Here is a 20,810-nt window from a genome sequence, read left to right on the forward strand (position 1 = left end):
GTATCTTTTTGAGTTCTTTATGTGTTAAAATTAAATATAGGGATATGGAAATATAAAGAAGCAAAAGCAGGAATATCCAATGAATTTTGAGAGGTGTTATATGTTTACAAATAAGAAATTAATTCGATTTGGTTTATCTTTGTTTGTGTTTTTAGGGATAATTAATTTTACAATAAGCTATTTCCAAACATATCTTGAAACAGCAGCAGATATCAAATGGGTAATTCCAGAAATTTGGAAAACTATTTTGCTAGATGTTCCTCAAGGTATACTTGTCCTTTTAGGCGCAATTGCTTTATATGATTTCACAAAAGAGGCATCACAAAAAGACGCATCAATCTAAGTGTGTCTTTTTTGATTAGCAATTTCATAGAGAGCTTTGCTGGAGAAATAGAAAAAAAAGCCCTAATCAGGGCTTTTTTTGTAGAAATTTCTTAACCATCATAGAAACCGGTTACTAGGAGGTGTTGGCATTTATAGTACAGAAAAATCTAAGCGGCAGACGGAAATATATAGGAAATGGCACCATAATTATTGAGAAATTAATTGAACTTAGTAAGTATAAAGATATGAAACTAGAATTTATATTTTTTAATTTTTATTTATCCCACCAATCGGGCTGTCCGTAAAAGCCCGATTGGTGAGGACTAATTAAAGTTTCACTTTATCAATTAAAAAACATTAGTTTTATATATGTACGTGCCAACAAAGAATATAGCCATTATTAATGGATATATTCAATCATTCAAGTGAAAGAGTAACAATAAGATATATAGGTGTAATCAAGATGTGATGGATAAAGCAATGACTAGATTTAAAATCTAATCATTGCTTTTTTTATGGTTTTACTATCAAATATCTGTCTAGATTAGCGATTGATTTCTTCTAGCTAATGAATTTATTACAACTTTGTAAGGTTAATGTAATGTTAATCGATAGTAAATGAAGATGCTTGAGTGTAATTTAAATAAGATTAAAAAGTACTGTTTATCTATAAAATAATTGGGTAAATAATATGTAATTAGGAAGTGTATGAATATGATTGAACTAAAATCTATTATCCATTCGTATAAACTAAAGAGAAAAATAGCTAAAGATTTATACGGAAAAAGAGATGAATTGACACTATTATTAAATGAATTTAATAATATGAAATGTACAGTAACATCTGAAAAGAAGAAAAACAATATATTATCTCGTTTGCAACTAATTTATCAAAATATGAAATTAGATAAGCAGTACCCTCTAGCAGTTGCTTTTGATAGTAAATTATTGGAGCGGTTAGAAAAAGAATCTCTACATACTATTGAGGATGGTGTAACATGTCTACATTTAATGTTAGATATGAATTATGAGAAAATAAAACAATATGGGTCGAGTACAAGTAGGTCATTTGTTCCATTATCGCAGTCTTCTATTTGTCTTGCTGATTGTATTTGTTTAACAGGATTTGTAGTAGGTTTACTAGGAGCAATTTCATTTGGAGGATTCATGTTATCTATATGTTCAATTACATAAAGGTTAATATTTGTAAAAAGGGCACCGATTTAAGGTGTTCTTTTTTGTTTTTCTGTAAAGTTATTGTAAATGATAAGTACAATACATCACATAAAATGTATAATTTAAATGTATTGAAATACAAATATACAGAGGTGTTGTAAATGATAATTACTTTAAATTTTTAAAAGAGTTGTTTTGATAAAATTTTATTTATATAAACAGTTTTTACTTTTCTTTTAAATACTTGGTTTGAATGGATTAGATTAAGTAACTATTGTTCTAGCATTTTGATAATCAAGACAACTACAGAAAGGAAGGAATCATTTTATGAAAAAATTAAGGCTGTTAACATTTGAAAATATAGTAGAACCCCTTTTAAATGAAGAGGTATCATTTATATACTTTCCTATTGAATGGCTTGACATCGTAGAGATACATTATAAGACGTTTTTATTAACGAGTAAGTTGAAACGTTTAAATGAAAGATTGTATGATATGTTTTCCGATATATTGTTTATTCAGCATAATCCGTACGTATTAAATGAAAATACACCATGGATTGTATCGAAAGAACCTATTAAACAAGAGCAGCTCGATTATATTTTTCAAAGTTGGTATGAGATTATTCATGATTGGAAGCCAAATAGATTAGTAGAGCCACCAAAATATGAATGGCAATCCGATTTGATTTCTAATTTGCCAGTACTACATGATAATGAAACGTATTCTAAGTGGGTGCCCGCTTTAATCTCACATATTTTTTGTGAGCGCCCTATATATTTAGAAAATACAAATGAAGAAGAAATCTATTTTTCTCCTCTTAGATCACAAAATATTTGTGAGGCGATGTCAGGACCGATAAAAGATGAAAAAACAGAAGATTTTTTCTCCTATGTATATCGATTCGAATGCATAACCCGCGGTGGTGAGAACGCTCCATTATTAAATATTTCAATAGGGATCCGGAGATTTTATCAAGAATATAATCATCCAGATATTCCTTTACTTTTAAGACGGAAACGAGGCATGATATTGATTTCTACCTCAGAGTTTGCGTCAAATAATAAAAAAATCCGGTTTGTAAAGCTAAAAATACAACAAGCTACAACCGGTATGAAATGGATTAAGATATTTAGAAATTTAAAAGATGATTTTCAAATAGGGGGAGAGGTGGATTTAGACCATATTCTCCAATATCCGAAAGATTATATTGTAGGAGAAAATAAAAGGGTGTTATTTCCATACAATGAGAGAATTTATAAAGTTCAAGGTACTAAAATAGAACCGGGTATAAAGGTAAAGGAAAGAGAGTATTTATTTAAAGAATTTCAGCGTAAATTCTCTTATTTCACAATACTTCCAGAATGTAAAAAGATAGCAACAAATAACAAAAATGAATTATTTCCTTTATTTGCACCAAAAGGATTAGAGGCATTAACATTAGAAGTTTGGTCTGAAAATATAGCGCTGGAAATAGAACAAGCATTACTTGAGAGTGAAATTGTTTTGACTAAAGTTGGTGAAAATTCTTATGTATTGAATACAGATTTTCCAGTGTTATTAAAGATTGTGAGATATAATATTGAAAAGGTGTTACAAAATCCATATAAAATGCAATATTGCCAAAAATATAAAACAAATCTTGTAGATGATGTTAAGAAAGCTGTCTATGCTACCGCGGGTAAGCGCAGTGATGCGACATTAGCATTAATCGCAATGAAAAATTGTGATGGACGCGAAAAAATTGATCCAAAACAAATCATTAGAGAGGGATTTGCACGAACAAACCGTATTTCAACATTTATTAATTTATTTATAGGCCAAAGTGTATCTCGTAAAACAATTGTAAATAGTATTTTTAGTCTATTAGAACAAAAAGGATTTTTGAAGCGTAGTTGGAATAAGATAAATTTACCTTGTACATATGTTAGTTTATCAATTGAACGAATATCGAAATTTGATTTCTTACCTATTTTTTCAAAAATAAAAGGAAAAGAAATTTTATATAAATTATATGGGAATACAGAGTGGCAAACGATTGATTACGTAATATTAAATATAAATAAACATAATGCATTTTTACCACAACCATCAAAGAGAAATGATATGGGGGCTCTTTTTAAACAATATGTTTTCGAAACATTAATGGAAATTGTACAATATGCAAAAGAACAAAATGAACAAGTTTACTTCATTGTAGATGCAAATTTGAGAAAATATTGGATAAAAGAGTTACAAAATAAAGAAATTAATACAGATATTTTACCTGATATTGTTCCAGAGGTGTTAAAGGTTCCAAATTTAAATATTATTAGAATAAATACAGGTTTTGATGTACCAAGTTACGGTGTAATAGTACGCGATGATGCTCTAGATAGCATTGGCTTATATGCAGATCAAAAAGGGATGTATTATAGCACTGGTGAATATTCACTTAATTGTAGTGGGACTTTTCATCGATATATACTTGAAATTCTACCATTAGGTGTAAAACCTGTAGAAAGGGATTATATCGCTAAAATGATACATTACATGTGCTGTAATTCTAGTATGATTTCGAAAAAGAATGTACACATGACATATTCCATGCATATGGAAAAGGTAATAAAGAGTTATATTACTGACATAGACGCAAGAGAGTTCAAAGAATTTGATGATGAATTGGATGTAGATGTAGTAAAAGTAGAAAAGTAAGATTCAATTACACTACTTTAAATACTAGTAAACAAATCCTGCTCGTTATATCGATTAGGATTTGTCATTTTTTTATGTAAATAAGGATATCCTTTGTCAAGTATCTTTTCGTTTACATATTTACTTTATGTGCAGACAGGATTAATATGTTTTTTAGAAATACAAAAACTATATCATATGGAAAAACGATTTTTATTAATTGAAAAAATTTGAAAGGAATGGGGAATTGTGAAGAAATTAGATGTGCTCTTAATGCTATTGAGCGTCCTCTTTCCAATTGCAGGACTTATAAAGCAAATCCCTCTAGAACAATCTATATATATTGGAGGACTTTTATTTTTTACTAGTTTCGGTAGTTATTTTGCTAAAAAGATGTATTCACGTATATGTAGCTGGATAGCGTATGCGCCATTTATAACATTACTGTTAGTTATTTGGCATCAGGATATTTCAACAAGCTCAATCATAGCAAATGCGAAAATTGCAGCATGTGTCGCGTTAATACCATGTTTATTCCGTTTTCGTACATATGGACTTACTTTGGGCTTATTCTCATTATGGGCCGCTTTACTATGGGATATAAAAGAAGTACAGTCGTTAGTCATACTTGAACGCATAACGAGTTTAATGACAAGCCATTATGTATATATATTACTATTAATTGGAGGACTTGTAATAGGAGGATTACTTGCGATGTTCATTCACCGCAAAGAGAAAGATAATAATAAAGAAAATATAAATCTACTTGGACCAAAAAAGAAACGCAAAAGATTATCATTTAAGATTCGTCTTCCAAGATTACCGAAATTAAAGATGAAACTATTTAAGTTTGGTGGGAAAGAATCCAAAAGTAAAATGCCAGAAAAGATAAATGAGCATAAGTACGAAGGACCAGTTGCAACATATGAAATGACAGAGCAAATAGATCCATACAAAGAAAATGCAGTTCAAGGTCAAACAAGGATGGAACGCCGAAGAAATAGGTATAATGCATAATGAAGTTTAATAACCCCGTAATGACTTATCTTAATATTGATAAATCATTACGGTTTTTTTATGTAATGAAATGAAAGTTGCTATTGCGGAGAGGAATAGCATATTTTATAGATAGGAACTAAAATAAGGGGAGGATAAAATGCTTATCATTACATATATATCTGCTTGTATATTATTCTTAGTTAGCTTTTTACATGTATATTGGGCTTTCGGAGGTAATTGGGGGACAAATAGTGTTATTCCAACTAAATCAGGGGAAAAGGCGTTTACACCTCGCGCCGGAATGACAATGTTCATTGCATTATTATTAAGTATGATAGCAATAATTTTGTTGCAACAAGCAAAAATTGTTCATTTTGCAGTTCCTAATTTTATTATTCAAGTCGGTTCCTAGATTTGTATGATCATCTTTTCTATTAGAGTAATTGGTGAGTTTAATTATTTTGGTATCTTTAAACGACAAAAAAATACGCACTTTGCTAGAATGGATACCTGTTTATATATTCCACTTTGTGCATTGTTATCTTTATCTTTCTTATTAGCAATAACTTTGTGAGTAAATAATAGTAGTTTCTTTTCTCAAAATACATGTAAACGTGAGAAATCTAAGAGTAAATAAAAGGATGTAAGCGCCTTCTTGTCGAAATGTAAATTATTATGAAAGGCGGTGACACTATGAAGTATGTAAAAGTTAGTATGAATGGTGGAAGTGAACACAAATTCTCAATGACTTTAGATCGGTTTGAAGAACTTATTACTACAGAGAATGGGATATTAGAAAATAAATTAGTATGTATTGAAAATGTAATGATTAATCCTACTAATATATCTTCTGTAGTTGAAAAAATTGGTGTACCGGCTAAGTTTATGGAAGCTTAAAATCGTTAGATAAAAAACATCCATTGAGGATGTTTTTTAATTTATAAATATGAAATTGTACAGTGAATATTTGAGTAGATTTTTTAGTAATGACTATGCATATATTAAGTACCTGAACATGGTGCTTAATACATGCACGAAATAATAAGTATAAGCATATATTATGTAGTAGGACAAGATCTTTGTGTCCTACTTAATACTCAGAAAAAACCTCTAATCACATAAGAGCATCCAATTGCAGGGTGCTCTTATTTTTTATAAAAATCTACTACGAGCTTTATTTTATAGTAGGATGCAATAATAAAAGGCTATTTTGAAATATTGTTCTTTAGCCTTTAATTTTAAATTTATCTTTAATGTTAATAAATATTAAAAATAATATGATAGCAGAAATTAAGTTAGATAAGTAGAAATTTTGATGAAACAATAGTTCAAAGATGACATCGAAAGTAACGAATAAAGCAATAGTAGGTAGTATGCAAATAAATATAAATCTCCAATTTTTTAAGTAATGTTTATAATTTGTAAGTACTTTATCCATAAATATAGCTCCTATATTTTTGTTTTTATATAATTATACATTTAGATACAAGGATTTTCAAAGTAAAAATATTTAGCAATTCAAAAATATAAGGAGAGCTTTTGTTGAAAATCCAGATTGCTGTAGCAATGTGAATTTGACTTTAAAGAACTATACTAAAATGATACACTATAATCTACGTTATTTTTGAAATGAATAGAGGGATTTGTGTGATAGATAAAATTAAAAATGCTGTAGGGGATATGTACGAAGATGAGGCTAAAGATTTACTTCAAAGTATTCTCATACAGTTAAACTTATTAGAAGAAAACTATAGTGAAGATACAATTAAAAATTTGATGGATATTCCGAAACAATTAACGAGTAATCCTACTTATAAAAGGAATGTAATAGAAAGTACGCACGTACATATTGCTTTTGATGATTCAACGGCTGGTTGCTTAAAATATATGTTAAGCCAAGAAGAGTTATATGAAGAGAGTGTTGTTGCTTTTTCTGAATTCTTTTCAATTGGACCGATATATAAGTTGCATACGAATGAGGGGCAACTAGCAAGACAGAAGTGGTTAATAAATAATTTAACTGCTTATGATAGTTATTTTGAAGAAGAATATTTATCAAGATTTATAGCAACTATAGAAGAACTACATACTATTCCTGTTGAAACGCCTATTACAATTTGGAAGGCTGATAATGCACATGAACATGTAGGCCTAAGTTTTGTAATAGCACAATTAAAGAATAAGAAAAACATTCGAGTTGTTAATACGTCTGAAGCAAGTAGAGAAATATTAAAACAAGAGTATGATATTCGTGGAACGGGAGAATTACCACCTGAAAGTTTAGCTTTATTCCAAAAAAGTTTTATAAAGTTACCTTATTTAACTGAAGAGAAGCGAATGAAGTTTGAACATGAGTGGGATAGATTATCGGAAAGCATAGAATGTTTAAGAGTGTGGAAAGAAAATGAAGTGCATTCTGTACAAGAAGATTATTTTGATCAATTTATAATTGAATGCGCGAAAAGTGTGGGTGCTGATCGAGAGTTCCTCAAAGCTCCTAGAGTAATTGGTGAAGCACTTGGTCTTGTTGAACAATTGGTTGGAGATACTTTCTTAGAATATCGCTTGAAACAATTAATTAAACAAGAAGTATTTGAATTTGAAGGTACGTTAGATGAAATGCGTTTTTATAGTGTGAAGTTAAGGAAATAATAAACACATTCTATTTTTGAAAGGCTCGTATTTTTAATAATACGAGCTTTTTAAGTTGAATTTGGGCTATACATAAGCTTCCCAGCGAGGGCATATCACATATGAATGGTAAAGGTAATGAATGAAAAGAAGGTGATTTGTTAATATGTATAATCAACAAAATTATCCATATGATCAAGCGATGTATTACAATACACAAAACTACGGGTATGAACCTACAAATGAAGTGAGAGATATTGAACAAGAAGATTACAGACCAGATGATGCGGAAGATGCTCCAACGTCACCACCACCGTCACAAGCGCCGTCGTTACCGTCTACATTTGCTTCTCCAGCACAACCAGGTAATATGAAATCATGGATGTGTAACTGTCTAGGAAGATGGGGCTATTTACGCTTACATCGTCCTGGTCCTTTCGGAAGGGATTTATGGTTCTTCCCGACTGAAGTGAGAAGAAATGGAGTGTCAGGTTACACGTGGCAAGGTGGTCGTCGTCGTAAAGTAAGTTATCGCTATCAACAAATTAGTAATTTTATGTGCTTCGCATAAAGAGAAGTGAGAGAGTGAAACGATTTTACTCTCTCACTTTTTTATTTTTCAATATACGAAGTAAGATTTTGATTAAAAATTTACAATTTTCACGTTTTTATTAGAGTATAATGCATATGTTGGGTTGGTTTTCAAAAACAAATGAGAGTGAGGGAATACAATGTCAATGAAAAACAAAGTTGGACTAAAAATAGAGGATGGCATTAATTTAGCTTCAGCTCAATTTAAAGAAGATGCGTATGAAATTTATAAAGAATCTAGAAAAATGCAACCTATCTTATTTGTGAATAAAACTGAACTAGGAGCGGAATGGCTTGTCACAAGATATGAAGATGCCTTGCCGCTTTTAAAAGACAGTCGCTTAAAAAAAGATCCAGCCAATATATTTCCTCAAGATGCATTGAATGTGTTTCTTACGGTTGACAATAGTGATTATTTAACTACTCATATGTTAAATTCAGATCCACCTAACCATAATCGTCTACGATCACTCGTACAAAAAGCTTTTACACCGAAGATGATCACGCAATTGGAAGGAAGAATACAGGATATTGCAGATGGTTTGTTAAATGAAGTCGAGCGAAAGGGTTCATTAAATCTTGTTGATGATTATTCGTTCCCTTTACCTATCATTGTAATAAGTGAAATGCTCGGTATTCCAAAAGAAGATCAAGCGAAATTTAGAATTTGGTCTCATGCTGTCATTGCTTACCCAGAAACACCAGAAGAAATAAGAGAAACTGAAAAGCAACTATCTGAGTTTATTACATATCTTCATTATTTAGTTGATATTAAAAGAAAAGAGCCAAAAGAAGACTTGGTGAGTGCTTTAATACTTGCAGAGAGTGAAGGGCATAAACTTAGCGCTCGGGAACTATATTCAATGATAATGCTATTAATTGTAGCAGGACACGAGACGACAGTGAATTTAATTACAAATACGGTATTAGCACTTCTTGAAAATCCAAATCAATTACAGTTATTAAAAGAAAACCCAAAATTAATTGATGCTGCTATTGAGGAAGGATTACGATATTATTCTCCAGTTGAGGTTACAACTTCAAGATGGGCAGCGGAGCCATTTCAAATTCACGACCGAACAATCGAAAAAGGAGATATGGTTGTCATTGCCTTAGCTTCTGCAAACCGTGATGAAACTGTATTTGAAAACCCAGAAGTATTCGAGATTACTCGGGAAAATAATCGTCATATTGCCTTTGGTCATGGTAGTCATTTCTGCTTAGGTGCCCCACTTGCTAGGTTGGAAGCAAAGATTGCTATTACTACTTTGTTTAATCGAATGCCTGAACTACAAATAAAAGGGAATCGTGAAGAAATTAAATGGCAAGGTAACTATTTAATGCGTTCTTTAGAGGAATTACCTTTAACTTTCTAGAATAGTTAAAAGGAGACATGCATACATCGAAAATGATTTACATAGAGTATGTATGTATTATTTAAATTCGAAACGGAAGGGTGAAGACATCCCGATGATCTACTAATTCTATTTATAAGAGATCTTCGTTAAAAAACGAAATATTCTTCTGAATAGGGTTAGTCTGTACATTTATAGAAAAGGGATGTATTTCGCTCTGCGAATATATAGTCTTTTTATATGATTTGTGCTGCCTCCTGTTCAGAACATGAAATAGGAGGCTTTTTTATGTCGACAAATGTAGTAACGAAACAAAACAATGGGGTATCACAAGTATTAAAAAATCGGTTTGTTCAAGGGATTTTAGCATCAGCATTATTTTTACAAATAGGAATATGGGTTCGAAACTTTGCGGTATTACTATATGTAATGGAAATGACAAAAGGTGATGCTTTTGCTATTTCGATGATTTCAGTTGCTGAATTCGCTCCAATTTTTATTTTTTCATTTATTGGCGGTACTTTTGCTGATAGGTGGAAGCCAAAGAAGACAATGATATGGTGTGAAACGTTAAGTTCCATTTCAGTATTCGCTGTATTAATTACGCTTATGTTTGGAACGTGGAAAATTGTGTTTTTTGTGACACTCATCTCTGCAATCCTTTCACAGTTTTCACAACCATCTGGAATGAAGTTGTTTAAACAACATTTATCAACGGAACAAATTCAATTAGCAATGTCTATATATCAAACGATATTTGCAATATTTATGGTATTAGGACCAATCCTAGGGACATTTATCTTTCATAGTTTTGGAATTTATATTTCAATCATCATAACAGGTATCTCGTTTTTACTTGCGGCAGTTGTATTGTTATTTCTTCCAAAAGATCTTGAAAACGACGTAGAAAAGAAAGATATCACTCTGTTGCAGGAGATGAAGGATGGTATTAAGTATGTCAAAAAGAAAAAAGCATTAACTTTGCTAGGGCTTTGTTTTATGGCTGCAGGACTAGGTATAGGATTAATTCAGCCATTAGGTATATTTATTGTGACTGAGCAGTTAGGGTTATCAAAAGAGAGTTTACAGTGGCTATTAACAGTAAATGGTGCAGGAATGATTGTTGGCGGAGCATTAGCGATGGTATTTGCGAAAAACGTTGCTCCGCAAAAGATGTTAATTATCGGTATGCTTGGTCAAGCAATTGGTATTGGCATTATAGGATATTCTACAAATTTATGGGTGACACTTACAGCGCAGCTTTTTAGTGGTTTAGCTCTTCCTTGTATCCAAATTGGTATTAATACGCTTATTATTCAAAATAGCGATACTGATTTTATAGGTCGTGTAAATGGTATTTTAAGTCCGCTTTTTACTGGTTCAATGGTGGTAACGATGAGTATTGCCGGTTCTTTAAAAGAGATGTTTTCATTAAGTATGATGTATGAAGGGACGGCTTTACTTTTTATAATTGGATTATTGTTTATTTTACCTATATACAATTTAAAGCCAGTAATAGTGGTGGAAAGTGAAATAAGTGGTAAAGGAAGTGCTGTACAAAATGAATCCTAATCCAAATGTTAAATACCCTATTGAAGGGAATCAAAACGTTCAATTTATAAAAAATACAATAACAAAACCTAATATACTTGTTGGTGACTATTCTTATTATGATACGAAAGATGGAGAAACATTTGAAGATCGAGTATTACATCATTATGAATTTCTAGGGGATTGCCTTACAATTGGAAAATTTTGTAGTATTGCATCTGGAATTAACTTTATTATGAACGGAGCGAATCATCGAATGGATGGATTTTCAGCATATCCATTTAATATATTTGGAAATGGGTGGGAGAAGTATACACCTAGTTTGTCTGATTTACCTTATAAAGGTGATACAGTTATAGGAAATGACGTTTGGATTGGTATGGATACAACAATTATGCCCGGAATAAAAATAGGGGATGGTGCAATCATTGCAGCTAAATCTGTTGTGACTAGAGACGTTGCACCATATACAATTGTTGGTGGAAACCCTGCAAATAAAATAAAAGAGAGATTTTCAAATGAAATAATCCAAGAATTATTGCAAATTCAATGGTGGCATTTTGACATTGAAAAAATAACTGAAAATATTGATGCTATTGTCCGAGGAGATATTGAACCATTAAGAAAGCTAAAAAGGGAATAAAAAATGAATGACAAATAGTATCATACCTCCGAATTTTGTTAATGATAATAGAACAAGGAGGTGTGATACTATGGCACAAGACGTTTTATGTGAAGTAAACAACTGTAAATTTTGGGCAAACGGTAATAAATGTAGTGCAGAGGCAATTTACGTAGTAAGTCATAAAGGTAAACATGCATCTACAACGGAAGAAACAGATTGCAAAACATTTGATCCAGAAGTGTAATTTCTTTAAGGGTAGCCAAATCGTGGTTGCCCTTTTATTAATCATAGTATTGATAATAAATATCATTTTCATTCATTGTTTTTAACTTTTCTTGTTATTTTTTCATATTTTTTTCATAAGTGATGTAATCCAACTCAATTCATGTTCAATTCGTGATTTACTAAATTCAATGACTTCAGTAATAAAAGATGAGGTGACATCTAGAGTCTGAATAGCAGTAAGCTGATTATGTAGTACGTTTTGACGTACAGTCAAAATCTCTTTTCTATCCTCATAGTCAAGTTTTTCAAATAGCGCAATACGAACTAGAAATTCTGTATTGTTTGTCGCAAGTTTTTCAGGAAACTCTCGTAACATTTCAGAAAAAATTTCTTCTCCTGTTTCTGTTATATCGTACATATTTCGGTTTGGTTTTCCGACTTGTTTATGTATTTTTTTCGTTATAGCACCCATATTTTCAAAGCGCCGAAGGGCAGGGTAAAGCATGTTGTGATTTAATTCAAAATTCTCACCTAAACGATTTTGAACATTTTTTTTGATTTCATATCCATGTTTTGGTCCTGTCGTTAATTCAGCTAGCAGTAAAATGTCAACGTACATAAAACTCCCCCTTATATATTTCTCAAGTTTTCTAATGAAAACTCTCCTTTTGTATATGTTAAAATAACATATGATAGTTTATACAACTTTGAACTGCCGACCTATCACTTTTATTGTAAAAGAAAAGGGAGGAAAGAACTATGGCTTCACCTGAAAATGTTATTTTAGTTCATGAAATTTCAAAGCTGAAAACAAAAGAAGAGTTATGGAATCCATATGAATGGTATCGTTTGATGAGGGATAATCACCCAGTTCATTATGATGAAGAGCAGGATGTATGGAATGTTTTTTTATACGATGATGTAAATCGTGTTTTATCAGATTATCGCTTATTTTCAAGTAGAAGGGAGCGCAGACAATTCTCAATTCCTCCTTTAGAAACTAGAATAAATATAAACTCTACAGATCCACCAGAACATCGCAATGTACGTTCCATTGTTTCTAAGGCATTTACTCCAAGAAGTTTAGGACAGTGGAAACCTCGAATACAGGCTATCGCAGATGAACTTGTACAACATATCGAAAAATGTAGTGAAGTTAATATCGTTGAACAGTTTGCTGCACCTTTACCTGTTACCGTTATTTCTGATTTATTAGGAGTCCCAACAACAGATCGTAAAAAAATTAAAGAATGGTCTGATATTTTATTTATGCCGTATAGTAAAGAAAAGTTTAATGATCTGGATGCCGAGAAAGGGATAGCATTAAATGAATTCAAAGCATACCTTCTACCGATTGTTCAGGAAAAGAGATATCATTTAACCGATGATATCATATCTGATTTAATTCGAGCTGAATATGAAGGCGAAAGATTAACCGATGAGGAAATTGTAACCTTTTCATTAGGTTTACTAGCGGCTGGGAATGAAACCACTACAAATTTAATTATTAATAGCTTTTATTGCTTTTTAGTAGATTCACCTGGAATTTATGAAGAGTTAAGAAAAGAACCTAACTTAATTTCAAAAGCGATTGAGGAAGTATTACGCTATCGCTTTCCTGTTACATTGGCCCGGAGGATTACAGAGGATACAAATATATTTGGTCCTTTAATGAAAAAGGATCAGATGATTGTTGCGTGGGTTAGTGCAGCGAATTTAGATGAGAAAAAATTTTCACAAGCCTCTCAATTTAATGTACATCGAACAGGAAATGAAAAACATTTAACCTTTGGGAAAGGTCCTCACTTTTGCTTAGGAGCACCACTTGCACGTTTAGAAGCTGAGATTGCATTAACTACCTTTATAAATGCTTTTGAAAAAATAGAGCTATCTCCATCTTTCTGTTTAGAAACATGTATATTAGAAAATGAACAAACATTAAAATACTTACCTATTCGATTGAAAGCCAAATAAAAATCATAACAAGGTGCATACATTTGCATCTTGTTTTTTTGTTTCTCAATTGTGAGTTTTCGAAAATTACCTTAATATGGAATTATATAAAGCGTAGAGGAGGATTCTTATGTTGACTTGTAATGGAAGTAAATCATTTCAAAAGTTTATTAAAGGTGTTACAGATCTTATGGAAAACAGTTTATTTGAAGAAGAAATAGTGTGTGGCATTGAAAAATTATTAGAAGAACTTTTAGAAAAGAAAACATGGCTTCCGTTAGATAAACAGAAGGCCAATTTGACTCAATATGCACGACATTTATTGTATGAAGATCCGCTCAAACGTTTTGAAGTACTAGCTCTCGTATGGAAAGATGGACAATCTACACCTTTACATGATCATGACGGCACATGGGGAGTAGAAGGCGTATTTTCAGGAAGGATAATGGTGCAGAACTTTATACAAACGAAACAACTTGGAAATTCACTTGTTTATTTAACACATACAGGAAATCTTTATTTGGGAGAAGGAGAAACTGATAAAGTAATTCCACCAGCGGATTGTCATATTCTTGAAATCAGCAAAAATGAAAGCGTTATTACGATTCATGTCTATGGAAAACGGTTAGAAAAGTTTAAAGTATATATCCCAACTGAAGAAAAAAATGTGTACATGTGTGAGACAAAATACATTAGTTATAATTCATAGTTTAAAATCCGAAGCTTTTTTAAAAAGAAAAGCTTTGGATTTTATTTTTAATTATTTCTTGACCTGAAACGCTTTTCATAAATTATAAATAAGAAGTACCTCACGAGGGTTGTATGAAAACGATACCTAATAATTAATTAAAACTCGTGTATTTATAGAAAGTGGTGAAGAAATAATGAAATTAATCGCAATTGATTTAGATGGAACTCTTCTTTCGGGGAATAAAATGATAAGTAAAGAAAATGCAGAAGCAATTCGAACATGTCAAGAAGCTGGTCATGTTGTAGCAATTTGTACAGGACGTTCTATTGTTGACATTGAGCGATTATTGTTAGAAGTTGATTTAGAGTGTCCAATCATTGCGGAAAATGGCGCCCTTATATATAAAGATAAAAAAATGATGAAGAGATATCCAATTCAAAATATGCAGGCACTTGAAATTGTAGAATATCTTGAAGAGAATGGTTTATATTATCAGCTTTATACTGATAAAGGTGTGTATGTGCCGGATTATGGAGTAGAGAGTGTACGTAATGAAATTGAGTATGTGAAGAATTCAAAAGAAAATTTCGACTTGAAAGAGTTAGAAACAATCGCAGCATTATATCTTGAGCATACAGCGTTTCATAGTGCGGAAAGTTGTAAACCAATTGTAGAAACAGATATATATGTGCATAAACTATTACCATTTTCTTATGATATTGAGAAATTAAAAAAACTAAAAGAAACATTTCTTCATAATACAGATTTAGCAATTACATCTTCATATTGGCACAATTTAGAGATTAATCATCGAGATGCTCAAAAAGGGAATGGATTATATACTTTAGCAGAACATCTTAATATTTCGGTTGAAAACACTGTAGCGATAGGTGATGGGCTAAACGATGTTTCTATGATGGAAAAAGCAAACATATCAATTGCAATGGGGAATGCAGTTGAAGAAATAAAAGCAATGTGCAAATACGAAACGTTATCAAATGAAGAACATGGTGTGGCACATGCTTTATATAAATATGTAATGTAATTAAAAAAGAAAAAAGAATCCAAATGGATTCTTTTTTCTTTTTATTAGGGGTAAGGTATTCTATGAGATTCATAGAAGCCTTATTACATTTTATTATATAGAATATATTGGAATAAATGTTTATATTTTTCATAAAAATTGTGAATATTTTATGAACTTTATATTTATTGCATGTTTATACCGCTATTAGTGACACGTATGACTCTCAAGTGAAAATTCAGTGAATATAAGGATGAATTCAAGTTACCTAGACAATAAGTGAGGAATCAACGAAATATATACTAATTAAAGGTATATTCAGTATATATATTCTTTTCTTATTTTAATTGAAAAATAAAATTTGTTCGAATAATTATTCTACAGCTATATACCTACACTAGCTTTCTTCGTATAATGGAGAAGTATGAATTTTACATTTGTATTAATTTTACATATTGAGGTGAAAAAGGAATGAATTCGCGGCTAATGGAACTTATTGATGTGAGTACAATAGAAACCATGGCAGAACAATTTTATAAATTAACTAACATATCACATCAACTTCTTGATGCTGAAAAAGAGTGTGTTTTTTCATTCGGAATGAATGAGATAAAAAAGAGTAAACTTCCAAAGATTGAAATCCCCATTTTCTTATACAATCAACATTTAGGATCTTTTGTTGTATGGTCCAAAAAAAGTGAAATTTTCAGTTGTCAAAAATACTTTGAAATGCTCTCGAATTTAATTTTAGATGGTGCAATAAAAATATTTCAAAGTAAAAATACAACGTTGCTTTCTCGGAAAGAGGAGGAACTACATACGATTTTACAAAACATGCCTGTTATGGTCGATGCGCTTGATTATAATGGAGATTTTGTTTTGTGGAATCGAGAATGTGAAATTGTAACCGGTTATACCGCTGAAGAAATAATTGGAAATCCCAATGCACTGCAATTATTGTATCCTAATCATAATTATCGCCATCAAATACAAAAGAAATTTTTAACTTGTGGAAAAAATTTCAGAGATTGGGAAATGCACTTAACATGTAAAAATGGTGAAATCAAAACAATAATGTGGTCGAATATATCAGAACAGTTTCCTGTAACAGGATATAGTTATTGGGCTGTTGGTGTAGATATTACCCATTTAAAAGCGATAGAAGAGCAGTTAAAACAACAAACATCTGAACTGGAATTAATTTTTAAAGCTTTACCGGATTTATGTTTCTTAACAGAAGATGATGGTACAATTATAGATTACAAGGCAGGATCTCCTACAAAGTTTTACGTACCCGCAGAAGCTTTTATGGGAAAAAAGTTTTACGAAGTATTACCATCTTCAGTAGCACAGCAGTTTCAGGAAGCCATTAATCAAGTGAAGGAAAAAGGAACGAATGTAATTGTAGAATATCCACTCACACTTAATGGAAGTATTGATTTCTTTGAAGCGAGGTGCTTACCATTATTACATGATAAAATTATGATTATTGTACGCGACATTACAGAGCGAAAAAAGACAGAAGAATTGTTAAACAAATCAGATACACTTGCAGCAATTGGTCAATTAGCAGCTGGCGTGGCTCATGAAGTAAGAAATCCTTTAACTGTAATTAAAGGTTTTATACAGTTATTCCAAATTAATAAAGAAGATCAAGAAAGATATTTTGATCTTATGCTTTCTGAAATTGAAAGGATAGAAGCAATCCTACAAGAATTTCTATCAATTGCTAAAACAGATGAGATAAATACAGAAAAGAAAAATATTTATCAAATTTTTAAAAATGTCGTATCGTTAATGAATACAAAAGCAATTATGACAAATATTCAAGTTGAACTATTTACGGATGACAAAGATATAATTATTGAATGCTCAGAAAATCAATTGAAACAAGTATTTATTAATATTTTGCAAAATTCAATCGAAGCTATGCCAAATGGTGGGGAAATTTCAATTCACATAAAAGAAATAAATGATGATGGTGTCATCATTCATGTAATAGATGAAGGAATAGGAATACCTGAAGAAAGAATTAAGAGATTAGGTGAACCTTTTTATAGTACGAAAGAAAAAGGGACTGGTATTGGATTAATGTTAAGTTATAAAATTATTGAAAGTCATCAAGGGACAATTAGTATCATGAGCGAGGTTGGTGTCGGGACAACAGTAACTATTCACTTACCGAAAGTACTAAGTAAACAATCTCTTTCTAATTGTGACGACAAATGTATAACGATACCCACTAGTAGTAATTCTTAAATGAATTAATACCCAATAACAAAGCGATTAGTGAAAACTAAGCTTTTTGTTATTGGGTATTTTTTATATTTAATTTAGTAAACTTTACCTTTTCTTTACCTTTGTTTTAATTTCTATTAAGTTTTAAACATTATATTAATATTTGTACAAAGCAATGTATAGAAATTGTACATTACTTTTAATATAGAAATGTGATTATTATTTGGAATATTGTAAGGAGGAGATTATGACAAGGTGAAAAAGCAAGAGAAGAAAAGTGGGAGAGTAGTACCTCTCCGGTTAAATATTTTATTCCTTTGTGTATTTTTATTATTTTCTGGCATTATTATTCAGTTAGGGAAAGTACAAATTTTTGATGGAGAAACATATAAAAATGAAGTAGAGAAGAGAGAAAATACAACCGTGGGTCTTTCTGTACCACGTGGGAAAATATTTGATCGTGAAGGAAATCCAGTAGTTGATAATAAGTCTTTACGTACAATTACATATACAAAGGTGAAAGGTGTAAAACAAGAAGAAATATTAAAATCAGCAAGACAACTTGCAGATATTATTGAAATGCCACAAGAAGATATAGATAAGTTAACGGAGACTGATAAGAAAGACTTTTGGATGCAATTAAATCCAGAACTTACTCAAGACTTAGTATCAAAAAAAGAAATAGATAAGTTCCGAGATAAGGATATTACCGGAAAAGAGCTAGACAAAAAAATAGAAGATTTAAAAAGGAAGCGCGTTACAGATAAAAATCTTCAAGAATTAACGGCTAAAGATATAGAAGTGTTAGCTATTAAAAGCAAAATGAACTCAGGTTTTCAAATGGCACCTCAAATTATTAAAAAGAACGTTAGTGAACAGGAATATGCGGTGATTAGTGAAAATTTAGCGAACCTTCCAGGGGTAGATGCATCAGTTGATTGGGAGAGAATCTATGTAAATGATGGGTTATTCCGTTCTGTCCTTGGTAACGTTTCAAATGCTGATGAAGGATTGCCACGTGAAAGATTAGATTATTATTTAGTGCGTGATTATAGCCGAAATGATAGGGTCGGCAAAAGTTATATAGAACAGCAATACGAAGATGTACTTCATGGTACAAAAAAAGAAGTAAGAAGCATTGCTGATAAACAAGGAAATACTATTAGAACGGAAACTGTTACTGAAGGGAAAAGCGGTAAAAATTTAACTTTAACAATAGATATGGAATTGCAAAAAAAAGTAGAGGAGAGTATAGAAAAAATATTAAAACAATATAAAGGATCAGAATCAATGTTAGACCGTGCTTTCGTAGTGATGATGAATCCAAAAAATGGCCAAGTATTATCAATGGCTGGGAAAAAGCTTGTAGAAAAAGACGGGAAAATGGAAGTAGAAGATTATGCTTTAGGCACGCTGACTAGTTCTTATGAGCTTGGATCAACGGTTAAAGGTGCGACAGTGTTAACAGGGTTTGAAACAAATGCAATAACTCCTGGAACACATTTTTATGATGCACCTATGAAGTTTAAAGGAACTAAGGAGAAGAAGTCTTGGAAAAATTTTGGTGATATAGACGATCTAAGAGCGTTACAAGTTTCTTCAAACGTTTATATGTTTAATATAGCATTAAAAATTGCTGGCGTGGATTATGTGAAAAATAGTTCACTAGATATTAAACAAGAATATTTTGATAAAATGAGGTATTATTTCAGGCAATTTGGACTAGGCGTACAAACTGGTATTGATTTACCAAATGAAACTGCAGGACAAATTGGAAGAAAAGATAATCAGCCTGGTTTCTTATTAGATTATTCTATTGGACAATATGATACGTATACACCACTTCAGCTTGCACAATATATTTCCACTATCGCAAATGGAGGGTATCGAATGAAACCACAAATTGTTCAAGAGATTAGAGAACAAACCGTTCAAAAAGATGAGGTTGGTAAAGTAGTACAATCAATAGAACCCGTTGTTTTAAATAGAATTGATATGAAACAAGAATATATTAATCAAGTAAAAGAAGGATTTAGAAAAGTATTTCAAGAAGGAGATGGAACGGGAGTAAGAGCGTTCCAAAAAGCACCATATAAACCAGCTGGTAAAACAGGGACCGCACAAACTGTATATGGTGGAGAAAATGATATTGGGCGAAATGAGAAAGGCGACCGTAGAGAATGTTATAATTTAACATTAGCTGGATATGCGCCATATGATGATCCAGAAGTAGCATTTTCTGTTGTAGTACCGTGGGTTAAAAATGATAAATCAGGCATTAACTCCGATATTGGAAAAGAAGTTTTAGATGCTTATTTTGATTTGAAAAATAAGCGATTAACTGGTGAAGCGCCAAAAACAGATGACTCTAAAGAGAATTAAAATGGACGAAACGTCTCTAGCATTCATGTGAACTAGAGGCGTTTTTATCTGGGAATAGATTAGAAATGAGGTATATATGAAGCTGTTTATTCTAAAATATTGGAGGAACATAGGTAGCTACATCATAATAATAATTGAGATTATATTTATTAATAACTCTTTTTTTATTTTAATGAGCTAAAATAATTCTATTAACGATTCACGTTTTGTAAAATAAATCATATATTGATAGCATAGGACAAGCAGAAAAGCTTGTTCTAACCTCACAGAACACTCCTTATCACGGTTAGGCATCTACATAGGTAGATGCCTTTTTTTATGTTGATGACTGAAAATTATTTATCAACATAATGTTGCAAGCACATTAGGACT

At 31.3% G+C, this 20,810-nt stretch carries 18 protein-coding genes and 2 pseudogenes; 18 read left to right on the forward strand and 2 right to left on the reverse strand.

From position 1 onward, the window contains the following. Nucleotides 1-79 precede the first annotated feature (79 nt). From MR143_RS13745 to MR143_RS13775, 7 genes and pseudogenes are all read left to right on the forward strand, one after another. The gene (locus MR143_RS13745) at nt 80-343 is read left to right on the forward strand and encodes a DUF3937 domain-containing protein (RefSeq protein ID WP_002082716.1); all 264 of its coding nucleotides are present in this window, start codon (nt 80-82) and stop codon (nt 341-343) included. A 350-nt stretch (nt 344-693) separates the two neighbouring features. Next, nucleotides 694-825: pseudogene (locus MR143_RS13750) on the forward strand (site-specific integrase); the annotation flags it as partial. Between the two features lie 207 nt (nt 826-1,032). Continuing rightward, nucleotides 1,033-1,518, forward strand: coding sequence for a hypothetical protein (locus tag MR143_RS13755; protein ID WP_002164034.1), 486 nt, complete (start codon nt 1,033-1,035; stop codon nt 1,516-1,518). Between the two features lie 309 nt (nt 1,519-1,827). Next, nucleotides 1,828-4,194, forward strand: coding sequence for an RNaseH domain-containing protein (locus tag MR143_RS13760; RefSeq protein WP_151522672.1), 2,367 nt, complete (start codon nt 1,828-1,830; stop codon nt 4,192-4,194). A gap of 228 nt (nt 4,195-4,422) precedes the next feature. Next, a complete protein-coding gene (locus MR143_RS13765) occupies nt 4,423-5,190 on the forward strand; it encodes a DUF3959 family protein (RefSeq protein ID WP_000732212.1) in 768 nt (255 codons plus the stop codon). A 139-nt stretch (nt 5,191-5,329) separates the two neighbouring features. Next, nucleotides 5,330-5,746 (forward strand): annotated as a pseudogene (locus tag MR143_RS13770) (DUF3995 domain-containing protein). A 119-nt stretch (nt 5,747-5,865) separates the two neighbouring features. Next, nucleotides 5,866-6,069 (forward strand): hypothetical protein, encoded by a 204-nt coding sequence (locus MR143_RS13775; protein ID WP_000878369.1) that lies wholly within the window; start codon nt 5,866-5,868, stop codon nt 6,067-6,069. 328 nt (nt 6,070-6,397) lie between these two features. On the opposite strand, the gene MR143_RS13780 is transcribed toward MR143_RS13775, so the two are convergent. Then, the gene (locus MR143_RS13780) at nt 6,398-6,610 is read right to left on the reverse strand and encodes a hypothetical protein (RefSeq protein ID WP_000362071.1); all 213 of its coding nucleotides are present in this window, start codon (nt 6,608-6,610) and stop codon (nt 6,398-6,400) included. A gap of 209 nt (nt 6,611-6,819) precedes the next feature. On the opposite strand from MR143_RS13780, the gene MR143_RS13785 reads away from it, so the two are divergent. The 6 genes from MR143_RS13785 (at nt 6,820) to MR143_RS13810 (ending at nt 12,169) form a co-directional block, all read left to right on the forward strand. Further along, nucleotides 6,820-7,824, forward strand: coding sequence for a DUF1835 domain-containing protein (locus tag MR143_RS13785; protein ID WP_000565702.1), 1,005 nt, complete (start codon nt 6,820-6,822; stop codon nt 7,822-7,824). A 145-nt stretch (nt 7,825-7,969) separates the two neighbouring features. Further along, nucleotides 7,970-8,374, forward strand: coding sequence for a hypothetical protein (locus MR143_RS13790; RefSeq protein WP_000282694.1), 405 nt, complete (start codon nt 7,970-7,972; stop codon nt 8,372-8,374). A 160-nt stretch (nt 8,375-8,534) separates the two neighbouring features. Then, on the forward strand, nt 8,535-9,770 hold the full coding sequence (cypA, locus tag MR143_RS13795) for a cytochrome P450 (protein WP_000062091.1): 1,236 nt from the start codon (nt 8,535-8,537) through the stop codon (nt 9,768-9,770). A 267-nt stretch (nt 9,771-10,037) separates the two neighbouring features. Continuing rightward, nucleotides 10,038-11,321, forward strand: a complete 1,284-nt coding sequence (locus MR143_RS13800; protein ID WP_000106397.1) for an MFS transporter — start codon at nt 10,038-10,040, stop codon at nt 11,319-11,321. Further along, a complete protein-coding gene (locus tag MR143_RS13805) occupies nt 11,311-11,943 on the forward strand; it encodes a Vat family streptogramin A O-acetyltransferase (protein WP_001069256.1) in 633 nt (210 codons plus the stop codon). Before MR143_RS13800 ends, MR143_RS13805 begins: the two co-directional genes overlap by 11 nt. A gap of 70 nt (nt 11,944-12,013) precedes the next feature. After that, nucleotides 12,014-12,169 carry a DUF1540 domain-containing protein gene (locus tag MR143_RS13810; RefSeq protein ID WP_000046095.1) on the forward strand — a complete coding sequence of 52 codons (156 nt, stop codon included), beginning with the start codon at nt 12,014-12,016 and terminating at the stop codon, nt 12,167-12,169. A gap of 102 nt (nt 12,170-12,271) precedes the next feature. Here the strand turns inward: MR143_RS13810 and MR143_RS13815 are convergent, their stop codons facing one another. Beyond that, nucleotides 12,272-12,769, reverse strand: coding sequence for a PadR family transcriptional regulator (locus MR143_RS13815; RefSeq protein WP_000289125.1), 498 nt, complete (start codon nt 12,767-12,769; stop codon nt 12,272-12,274). 140 nt (nt 12,770-12,909) lie between these two features. Here MR143_RS13815 and MR143_RS13820 point away from each other — a divergent pair, with 140 nt between their 5' ends. From MR143_RS13820 to MR143_RS13840, 5 genes are all read left to right on the forward strand, one after another. Next, nucleotides 12,910-14,124: a cytochrome P450 gene (locus tag MR143_RS13820; RefSeq protein WP_061884232.1), complete on the forward strand. Its 1,215-nt coding sequence runs from the start codon at nt 12,910-12,912 to the stop codon at nt 14,122-14,124. 109 nt (nt 14,125-14,233) lie between these two features. Then, nucleotides 14,234-14,812, forward strand: coding sequence for a cysteine dioxygenase family protein (locus MR143_RS13825; protein ID WP_000954441.1), 579 nt, complete (start codon nt 14,234-14,236; stop codon nt 14,810-14,812). A 175-nt stretch (nt 14,813-14,987) separates the two neighbouring features. Continuing rightward, entirely contained in the window at nt 14,988-15,839 is an 852-nt protein-coding gene (locus MR143_RS13830) for a Cof-type HAD-IIB family hydrolase (protein ID WP_000766388.1), read from the forward strand. Between the two features lie 450 nt (nt 15,840-16,289). After that, nucleotides 16,290-18,077 (forward strand): PAS domain-containing sensor histidine kinase, encoded by a 1,788-nt coding sequence (locus MR143_RS13835; protein WP_001088548.1) that lies wholly within the window; start codon nt 16,290-16,292, stop codon nt 18,075-18,077. A gap of 234 nt (nt 18,078-18,311) precedes the next feature. Next, nucleotides 18,312-20,438 carry a peptidoglycan D,D-transpeptidase FtsI family protein gene (locus MR143_RS13840; protein WP_000743782.1) on the forward strand — a complete coding sequence of 709 codons (2,127 nt, stop codon included), beginning with the start codon at nt 18,312-18,314 and terminating at the stop codon, nt 20,436-20,438. The last annotated feature ends 372 nt before the right edge of the window (nt 20,439-20,810 follow it).

The sequence above is a fragment of the Bacillus cereus group sp. BfR-BA-01347 genome, assembly GCF_022663835.1.
GTDB classification, from domain to species: domain Bacteria; phylum Bacillota; class Bacilli; order Bacillales; family Bacillaceae_G; genus Bacillus_A; species Bacillus_A thuringiensis_K.